Origin of the sequence: Lacisediminihabitans sp., assembly GCF_036404185.1 — a bacterium.
GTDB lineage: Bacteria > Actinomycetota > Actinomycetes > Actinomycetales > Microbacteriaceae > Lacisediminihabitans.
The window spans coordinates 1-8,181 of the sequence record NZ_DASWPB010000001.1 but is presented as its reverse complement, the minus strand read 5'-3'; the positions used below and the strand labels follow the sequence as shown (position 1 = coordinate 8,181).

The 8,181-nt window shown below is 68.5% G+C and carries 9 protein-coding genes and 1 tRNA gene; 4 read left to right on the top strand and 6 right to left on the bottom strand.

Features of this window, described 5'->3' with window-relative positions:
- Nucleotides 1-251 precede the first annotated feature (251 nt).
- The 4 genes from VGC18_RS00050 to VGC18_RS00035 all read right to left on the bottom strand — a co-directional run bounded on the left by VGC18_RS00050 (nucleotide 252) and on the right by VGC18_RS00035 (nucleotide 3,838).
- Nucleotides 252-1,823, bottom strand: coding sequence for a transporter (locus VGC18_RS00050; RefSeq protein ID WP_331092924.1), 1,572 nt, complete (start codon nucleotides 1,821-1,823; stop codon nucleotides 252-254).
- Nucleotides 1,805-2,596: an ATP-binding cassette domain-containing protein gene (locus tag VGC18_RS00045; RefSeq protein ID WP_331092921.1), complete on the bottom strand. Its 792-nt coding sequence runs from the start codon at nucleotides 2,594-2,596 to the stop codon at nucleotides 1,805-1,807. Before VGC18_RS00045 ends, VGC18_RS00050 begins: the two co-directional genes overlap by 19 nt.
- Before the next feature lie 161 nt (nucleotides 2,597-2,757).
- Nucleotides 2,758-3,159 carry an ACT domain-containing protein gene (locus VGC18_RS00040; protein ID WP_331092919.1) on the bottom strand — a complete coding sequence of 134 codons (402 nt, stop codon included), beginning with the start codon at nucleotides 3,157-3,159 and terminating at the stop codon, nucleotides 2,758-2,760.
- Between the two features lie 40 nt (nucleotides 3,160-3,199).
- Nucleotides 3,200-3,838: an MBL fold metallo-hydrolase gene (locus tag VGC18_RS00035; RefSeq protein ID WP_331092917.1), complete on the bottom strand. Its 639-nt coding sequence runs from the start codon at nucleotides 3,836-3,838 to the stop codon at nucleotides 3,200-3,202.
- 63 nt (nucleotides 3,839-3,901) lie between these two features.
- Between VGC18_RS00035 and VGC18_RS00030 the strand changes: the two genes are divergently transcribed.
- From VGC18_RS00030 to VGC18_RS00015, 4 genes are all read left to right on the top strand, one after another.
- Nucleotides 3,902-4,186 carry a metal-sensitive transcriptional regulator gene (locus tag VGC18_RS00030; RefSeq protein WP_331092915.1) on the top strand — a complete coding sequence of 95 codons (285 nt, stop codon included), beginning with the start codon at nucleotides 3,902-3,904 and terminating at the stop codon, nucleotides 4,184-4,186.
- On the top strand, nucleotides 4,186-6,261 hold the full coding sequence (locus VGC18_RS00025; protein WP_331092913.1) for a copper-translocating P-type ATPase: 2,076 nt from the start codon (nucleotides 4,186-4,188) through the stop codon (nucleotides 6,259-6,261). The genes VGC18_RS00030 and VGC18_RS00025 overlap by 1 nt, the downstream gene beginning before the upstream one ends.
- Nucleotides 6,262-6,268: 7 nt before the next feature.
- Entirely contained in the window at nucleotides 6,269-7,192 is a 924-nt protein-coding gene (locus tag VGC18_RS00020; protein ID WP_331092911.1) for a diacylglycerol kinase family protein, read from the top strand.
- A gap of 89 nt (nucleotides 7,193-7,281) precedes the next feature.
- Nucleotides 7,282-7,354 (top strand) — tRNA-Glu (locus tag VGC18_RS00015).
- A 186-nt stretch (nucleotides 7,355-7,540) separates the two neighbouring features.
- Here VGC18_RS00015 and VGC18_RS00010 read toward each other — a convergent pair.
- The gene (locus tag VGC18_RS00010; RefSeq protein ID WP_331092909.1) at nucleotides 7,541-7,837 is read right to left on the bottom strand and encodes a HigA family addiction module antitoxin; all 297 of its coding nucleotides are present in this window, start codon (nucleotides 7,835-7,837) and stop codon (nucleotides 7,541-7,543) included.
- A 12-nt stretch (nucleotides 7,838-7,849) separates the two neighbouring features.
- Nucleotides 7,850-8,131 (bottom strand): type II toxin-antitoxin system RelE/ParE family toxin, encoded by a 282-nt coding sequence (locus VGC18_RS00005; RefSeq protein ID WP_414672837.1) that lies wholly within the window; start codon nucleotides 8,129-8,131, stop codon nucleotides 7,850-7,852.
- Between the last annotated feature and the right edge of the window lie 50 nt (nucleotides 8,132-8,181).

Genomic DNA, 8,181 nt, shown 5'->3' with positions numbered 1-8,181 from the left:
GTGCGGGACATCTGGGGTCCGGTGAGCCGGATGACGACGTCGACGGGCTCATCCCTGGCCGCCGCCCATTCCGCGGCGGCGACGAGCTGCAGCGGCGACTCCACCCAGGCGATCGGATGGTTCCCGTTGTTGCCCACGTCTCCCCATCCCGCCCGCGGGCTGCGCACTCCGCGGGTTCACCCTCGTGGGCGAAGGTGAGCGGCACCCTCCGCGCGGGTGAACGCCGGGCGTTGGACGGATGAATAGACGTGTTATTTCTGGTTCTGCAGCTGCACCAAGAGCTCCGGGCCGCGGCGCTCGAGGATCGTCCCTCCCCAACGGATGCCGATGGTCAGCAGCGCCGCGCCGAGCACCAGGCCGACGGCCAGGGCGGACCAGCCGAAGCCGGGCTCACCCGTCACCAGGCCGACGATCGCGAGGACGAGCTCGGGGACGATGAGCACGGCGAGGATGCCCCAGGTGGCGAAGGTCGTGAGGGTGAGCGTGAAACCGCCTCCCGGTCGACCGCGGAATGGGCTCTCGCCCGGTGCCGGGACGGGGAAGACGAGGAGCCCGGAGGCGATCGAGGAGAGGGCGAACCCGGACAGCAGCGCGCCGAGGGAGATGCCGAGCAGGCCGGGAAGCGCGGCCCAGGTGTTTGTGTACCAGACCGAGCCGATGGTGAACAGGGCGGTGATCGGCACGGCGAACACGGCGAGGGCGACGACGCGGCCCGCGCGATCCGCCCGGCCGCGCACCCCCTTCTGCAGGTGCAGGGCGAAGGCGGTGCTGTCGTAGGAGACGTCGGTGTAGATCGACAGCGACAGGAGCAGCGCGACGATGGGGCCGGCCGCGTCGAGCACACCACGGGAGTCGAAGCTTCCGGAGTAGAAGAACAGCAGGATGGGCATGAGCGGCACCACGATGAGCGACTGGGCGTAGCGCGGGTCGCGCACCCAGTAGGTGAGGGCGCGGGCCGCGATGGCACCCGTCGGCGTGGCGGGGAAGAGGCCGAAGAGGCCGAGACCACGCCTGCCGGCCTTGACCGACGAGGAGTGGGCGGGGTTCTCCAGCGCCCTGGCGAGGGCGAACCGCCAGACGACGGTCACCAGCGCGAGGGTGACCAGCGCGATGACGAGCTCCAGGGCGGCGCGCCCGAAACGGCCATCGGCCACGTCCCCCGGCACCGCCCAGACGGCGCCGATCGGCGTCCAGGCGACCACCGAGGCGAGACCGGGCAGCGCATCCGACTGCTTCTCGATCAGGCTGCTCAGGCCGAGGATGATCGGTCCGATCAGGATCAGCGGGATGAAGATCAGCAGCCGCTTCGCCTCACGGAAGCGGCGGCCGGATCCGATGCCGGTGGCGAGAGCGGCGACGGCCCGCGAGGCGATCACACAGGTGAAGACGCCGATCGCCGCGCAGAGGATCGCCGCACCCGCCGCGGCCGGATGATGCCACCAGGTCGTCGCCATCGCGAGCGCGGCGATCGAGGTGACCATGCCGGGAACGCCGAGCACCCCGCTGATCGCGAGCCCGAGCAGCAGGCTATTCAGGGGGATGGGAAAGGGCGCCAGTCGTGCCGGGTCGACCGTCTGGTCGATGCCGGCCGCGATGAGCGGCAGCAGCGCCCAGCCGAGGACGAGCGCGCCACCGCCGAGCACGGTCGCGGTGCGGGCGGTCTCGACCGGGGCGAAGCTGAGAGCGAACAGGCCTCCGACGACGGCGAACAGGATGCCCAGGCCATACAGGCCGCCGATGACGACGGCGACGATCTGCCACGGGCTCTTCCTCAGCGAGTTGCCGAGGATCAGGAAGCGGAGCCTTATGAGATGCGCAACCATTCCGGCCCCTCTCCGTGACGACGGCCGCCGACGAGCTCGACGAAGCGGTCCTCCAGCGTCGATCCCGCCCTCACCTCGTCCGTCGTCCCCGCTGCGAGCACCCGGCCCTCGGCGATGATGGCCACGTGATCGCACATCCGCTGCACGAGGTCCATGACGTGGCTGGAGACGATCACGGTTCCTCCCGATCGGACGAAACCCTCGAGAATGTCGCGGATGTTCGCGGCCGACACCGGGTCGACCGATTCGAACGGCTCGTCGAGCACCAGCAGACGGGGCGCGTGCACGAGGGCGCAGGCGAGGGCGATCTTCTTTGTCATCCCGGCCGAGTAGTCGACGACGAGCGTCCCGCTGGCATCCTCGAGGTCGAGCAGCGTGAGCAGATCCGCGGCGCGCCCGGCGACCGTCTCGCGGTCCATGCCGCTGAGCAGCCCGGAATAGGTGACCAGCTGGGTGCCGGTGAGCCGGTCGAACAACCGCACGCCGTCGCTCAGCACGCCCACGAGGCGTTTGGCCTCGATGAGATTGCTCCAGACCTCCACGCCGTGGACGCGGATGCCTCCGGCGTCCGGCCGCAAGAGGCCGGTCGCCATCGAGAGGGTCGTGGTCTTGCCCGCGCCGTTCGGGCCGACGAGCCCGTAGAAGGAGCCGCTGGGAACCACGAGGCTGAGGTCGTCGACCGCGACCTTCTCACCGAACCGTTTGACCAGTCCGTGGATCTCGAGTGCGGCCGGCTGATCTCCGACGGTGTTCGGCACGGGGGACTCGGGCATGGGCCTGCTTTCCGTTGCGGCGGACGATCGACACCGGCGGACGCGGCTGACCGGAACTCGCCTGCCTCGCCTCCACCTTAGGGGAGGGCGCGCGTCCCGCGCGGGGCCGAAACGCCGTCGGAGCGTTGTCCCGCCCCTGGTCTGTCCGCTCCCGTCCGGGGTCAGGCGCCGTCGGAGAGGCGTCGAAGCACCTCGAGGGCCTGGTCGATCCGATCGTGCGGCACCAGCAGGTGGTCGTGGTGGTAGCCGGCCAGGATGTTGCAGCTGATATCCGCTGCGGCGAGTGCTGATGACACGGCCGCGGTGAGGCCGACGGCTTCGAGTGCGGAGTGCACGGTGAGTGAGATCCAGCCGGCCACGAAGTCGTAGTGCAGCGACGCGGCATCGGCATCTTCCCGCCGCATGACGAGTGTCATGCCCTCCGGTTCGGAGATCGTCGCAAGACTTGGCGGCGATGCCACCGATGCCGACGACGCATCCACCGATACGAAGACGAACTCTCCCTCAAGGAGGATCGGTTCGAGGTCGCGCAACATGGCGTCCAGATCGGTCGAGCCGCTCATCGAAGACCTCCGTTCGTGGGGCCCGTCAGGGTCTTCCGGGTTACAGCTCGAGGGAGTTACCCGGCTCGAGCGGGTAGAAGGTGCCGCCGTTCTGCTCGGTGGCCCACTGGATGCGCTGGTTGGACATCGCCTTGCCCGCCACCGAGAGCACCATCTCGTGTGTCGGGAAGCTGCGCCGCGGTTTCACGGCGAGCACGTAGTCGATGACCTCGCCGATCTTCAGCCAGGGCGCACCGGCCGGCACCGCGAGCGTGTCGACCTCGACGCCCTCCAGAATCGTGAAGGAGTCGCCCGGGTAGTAGAGGGTGTCGTTGACGAGCACACCCACGTTGTCGACGACGGGCAGGGAGTGATGGATGACCGCGTGCTTCTCGCCGAAGAAGCGCAGCGTGAACGGCCCCACCTCCCGGGTGTCGCCGCCGTTCACGACCGTGATGTCGAAGCCCGGTGCTGCGGCGGCGACACCGGCGGGAGCGAAGATCTTCACTCCGGGATTCTGCTCGAGGATGCGCTTCAGCTGGTCGTCGGTCCAGTGGTCGGCGTGCTCGTGGGTGATGACGATCGCCACGACGCCGGTGAGTCCGACCAGGAGGGTGGTGAACGATCCGGGATCGACCACGAGGGTCTGGCCGTCGGTTTCGACAAGGAGGCAGGCATGTTCCTGTTTGGTGACTCGCATGGACACAGTTTACCGGGAGCTCTCCTTGACCCGGTAGTACCCCCTAGGGGTATCATGGGGGCCATGATCGAAGACCTGAAGAAGCGCGCCATGCACCGCAGTCGCATCCTGGAGGGCCAAATGCGGGGCCTGCAGAAGATGATCGAGAACGAGGACTACTGCGTGGACATCATCACGCAGACGCTCGCGATCCAGAAGTCGCTGGGCAGCCTGAACAAGCTGCTCGTGGAGAACCACCTGCGCACCCACGTCACCGAGATGTACGAGGCGGGCGGGGATCAGAAGGACCTCGCGATCGCCGAACTGCTCAAGGTCTTCGAGCTCAGCAACAACCGCGGGGGCAAGTGATGACCGATCACGGGACGATGCACGAGCGGATGGCCCACGACCACGCCGGGCACCAGGGGCATGAGGGCCACGACGATCACCAGGGTCATTCCGGCCACGAGGGCCACGACCCCGGGATGTTCCGGCGCAAATTCTGGCTTAGTCTCGCCCTCGCGGTGCCGACCCTCGTCTTCTCGACCGGCCTCCAGGACATCCTGGGTCTCGGCGGACCGCGGTTCACCGGCAGCCAGTACATTCCGGCCGTCTTCGGGCTGATCCTGTTCTTCTCCGGGGGACTGGTCTTCCTCCGCGGGGCGATCTCGGAGCTCCGCTCGCGCCAGCCCGGCATGATGACGCTCATCTCGCTCGCCATCGTCGTCGCGCTCGGCTACAGCGTGGCGGTGACCCTCGGGCTGAAAGGCATGGACTTCTGGTGGGAGCTGTCGACCCTCATCACGATCATGCTGCTCGGTCACTGGATCGAGATGTCGGCGGTCATGGGCGCCCAGAACGCGCTCGGCGAGCTGGCGAAGCTGCTCCCGGACGAGGCGGACGTGGTGCACGGCGACCACGTGATGACGGTGGCCGTCTCCGAGCTGGCGATCGGCGACCGGGTGCTCGTTCGCCCGGGCGCCGCCGTGCCCGCCGACGGCGAGATCGTCGAGGGGGAGTCGGAGGTCAACGAGTCCCTCATCACCGGCGAGTCGAAGCCGGTCGCCAAGACCGTCGGCGCGCAGGTCGTCGCCGGCAGCATCAACGGTGCCGGCGCCCTGACCGTGCGAGTGGGCAAGACCGGCGGCGACACCGCGCTGGCGGGCATCATGAAGCTCGTCGCCGACGCTCAGGCCAGCAAGTCCGGTGCGCAGGTGCTCGCCGACCGTGCCGCCGCGCTGCTCTTCTCCGTGGCGCTCGGCGCCGCGGCGATCACCCTGGTGATCTGGTTCCTCCTGAAGCCCGACGACCCGGGGTTCGTGCTCGAACGCGTCGTGAGCGTGCTGGTCATCGCCTGCCCGCACGCGCTCGGCCTCGCCATCCCCCTGGTGTCGCTCATCGCGACCACCAAGGGCGCGAAGGCGGGGGTCCTGGTGAAGGACAAGCTCGCCCTCGAGGACGCGCGCCGGATCGACGTTGTGCTCTTCGACAAGACCGGCACCCTCACCGAGGGCAGGCAGGGTGTCGTCGACGTCCTGGCCGCAGAGGGATCCACCGCCGACGAGGTGCTCGCGCTCGCCGCGGCGGCCGAGGCGCGCTCGGAGCATCCCATCGCCACCGCGATCGTCGACCACGCGCGGGACCGGAAGGTCGAGGTCGGCCGCCCGGAGGAGTTCGTCTCCCTCGCCGGTCGCGGCGCTCAGGCAACCGTGGGCGGTCGCCGGGTGACGGTCGCCAGCCGCGGTCTGGTCAGCGAGCGGGGGATCACGATCGATGCCGCGCTCGTGCGAGCGGGCCAGGATCACGGGGCCGAGGGCAAGACGGTGGTCTTCGTGGTCGTGAACGACCGGGTCGTCGGCCTCATCGCACTGGCCGACGTCATCCGCCCGGAATCGGCGGATGCCGTGGCCGCGCTCACGAAGCGGGGTGTGCGGGTCGCGATGCTCACCGGCGACAGCCGCGAGGTCGGCAACTGGGTCGCGGGGCGGCTCGCCATCGCGGAGGTGTTCGCCGAGGTGCTGCCCGCGGAGAAGGCGGAGGCCGTGCGGGCACTGCAGAAGGACGGCAGCAGGGTCGCCATGGTCGGCGACGGTGTCAACGACGCTCCGGCCCTCACCCAGGCGGACGTCGGCATCGCGATCGGCGCGGGAACGGATGTCGCCATCGAGTCGGCGGGAATCGTGCTGGCCTCCAGCGATCCCCGCGCCGTCGTGGACATCCTGAAGCTGAGCGGGGCGACCTACCGCAAGGAGCTGCAGAACCTCTGGTGGGCGGCCGGCTACAACGTGCTGGGCATCCCGCTCGCCGCGGGTGTGCTGTACGGGGTCGGCTTCCTCATGCCGCCGGCGCTCGCCGCCGTGTTCATGTCGGTGTCGACCATCGTGGTCGCCCTCAACGCCCAGCTGCTGCGGCTGGTGAAGCTGGGTCGCGCCGGTAGGCCATAATGAGCGGGTGACGACGAGGCCGCAGCAGATCATCGTCGCCATCAACCCCTCGGCGTCCTTCGGGCGTGGTGCGACGGTTGGACCGGCCGTCGTCCAGTCGCTGCGCGGCTCGGGCCACGAGGTCACCGCCCTCACCGAGCCGACCTTCGCCGATCTGACGGATGCCGCGCGGATCGCCCTGCGAAGGCATCCGGACGCCCTCGTGGTCGTCGGGGGCGACGGTATGGTGAGCCTCGGCACCAACCTCGTCGCCGGCAGTCGGGTGCCGCTCGGCATCGTCCCCTCCGGCACCGGCAACGACATGGCGCGGGGCCTCGGGATCCCGCTCGGTGACACCGAGGCGGCGATCGAGGCCCTGATCGAGGCTTTGCGGCGCCCGCCCAGGGTGATCGACGCGGCGATCGTGCGGCGGGACGGCCTCCCGGACCTCTGGGTCGCCTCCGTGATCTCCGCCGGCTTCGACGCGGTGGTGAACGAGCGGGCGAACCTCATGTCCTGGCCGCGCGGCAGGAACCGCTACAACCTGGCCCTGCTCCGGGAGCTCGTCTTCCTGAAGTCGCTCGGTTACCGGTTCACGATCGACGGCGTCGAGACCTCGACCCACGGCCTGCTGGTCTCCGTCGGCAACAACTCCTCGATCGGCGGCGGCATGATGGTCACCCCGGACGCGCGGCTGGACGACGGCCTGCTCGACGTGTTCGTCGTGCAGCCGCTGTCGCGCATCCAGTTCCTCCGGCTGTTCCCCCGGGTGTTCCGCGGGACGCACGTGACGGACCCCCGGGTGTCGATCACGCGGGGACGCCGCATCACCATCGAGGCGGAGGGTGTGATCGCCTACGCGGACGGCGAGCGGGTCGGCGCTCTGCCCATCGAGATCGAGGTCGTGCCGGGTGCGCTACGGGTGCTCGCGCCGCCGCCGGTCGTTCGCTGACGGTGCTCGCCGCTTCGCCGACCGCTGGTCGGCGGGCTCGGTTGGCGCCCCCTGCCGCCGTGTGGCATACTCGATGAGTTGTCCACTACGGCCCCATCGTATAGTGGCCTAGTACGCCGCCCTCTCACGGCGGTAACACCGGTTCGAATCCGGTTGGGGTCACAGGTGCCCGGAACCCAGTCACATGCTGGGGTTCCGGGCTTTTTGTTGCCCGCAGCGCTCTCCGTCCCTGCCGCCCCGCCCCACCCGTTCCGAAATGACGGAGTTCCTGGCCGGACGGCGGTCGTGTTCAGCGTTCCCGAGGCATACGCGGCCACTTCTCCGTCATTTCGGAACGGGAGAGCGAGGTCAGGCGGAGAGGAGAGGCTTGATCCGATCGAACTCGGCGTGGTGCTTCGATACGGCCATGTCGAGGTCGTAGCGGCTCTGGAGGTTCATCCAGAAGCGGTCTGAGGTGCCGAGAGCTCGGGATAGCCGGAGTGCGGTGTCAGGGGAGATCGCTCGCTTGCCATGGACGATCTCATTGATGCGGCGGGCGGGCACGGAGATCGTCTGCGCAAGGCGGTACTGGGTAATGCCCATCGGGTGGAGGAACTCCTCGAGAAGGATCTCTCCCGGATGGATCGGTTCATGGGCGGTGGTCATGATGTCTCTCCTCTAGTGGTAATCGGTGATCTCGACGTCTGCGGGACCCACGGATGTCCAGGTGAAGCAGATACGCCATTGGTCGTTGATGCGGATGCTGTGTTGCCCTGTGCGACTGCCGTGCAGTTGTTCCAGGCGATTGCCGGGTGGGATTCGCAGATCGTTGATGGTCTCGGCAGCGTCGAGGATCAACAGCTTGCGGTTCGCCATCCGCTGGAGGGAGGAACCGAATTTGTGGACGTGTTCGCGATTCCAAACGCGCTCGGTCTCTTTGTCCGCGAACGACTGGATCACTGACAAAGCATAACGTGTGGCGTTACTAAATGACAGGGGTGTTTCCTTCG

Coding starts and splice junctions, on each gene's coding strand:
- VGC18_RS00040 (WP_331092919.1), bottom strand. CDS start 3,159: ATGAGCGGCTCGACCGATCTGGACGCCATGTTGCGCGACCTCGAACCG.
- VGC18_RS00050 (WP_331092924.1), bottom strand. CDS start 1,823: ATGGTTGCGCATCTCATAAGGCTCCGCTTCCTGATCCTCGGCAACTCG.
- VGC18_RS00010 (WP_331092909.1), bottom strand. CDS start 7,837: ATGACCACCGCCCATGAACCGATCCATCCGGGAGAGATCCTTCTCGAG.
- VGC18_RS00035 (WP_331092917.1), bottom strand. CDS start 3,838: ATGCGAGTCACCAAACAGGAACATGCCTGCCTCCTTGTCGAAACCGAC.
- VGC18_RS00030 (WP_331092915.1), top strand. CDS start 3,902: ATGATCGAAGACCTGAAGAAGCGCGCCATGCACCGCAGTCGCATCCTG.
- VGC18_RS00025 (WP_331092913.1), top strand. CDS start 4,186: ATGACCGATCACGGGACGATGCACGAGCGGATGGCCCACGACCACGCC.
- VGC18_RS00045 (WP_331092921.1), bottom strand. CDS start 2,596: ATGCCCGAGTCCCCCGTGCCGAACACCGTCGGAGATCAGCCGGCCGCA.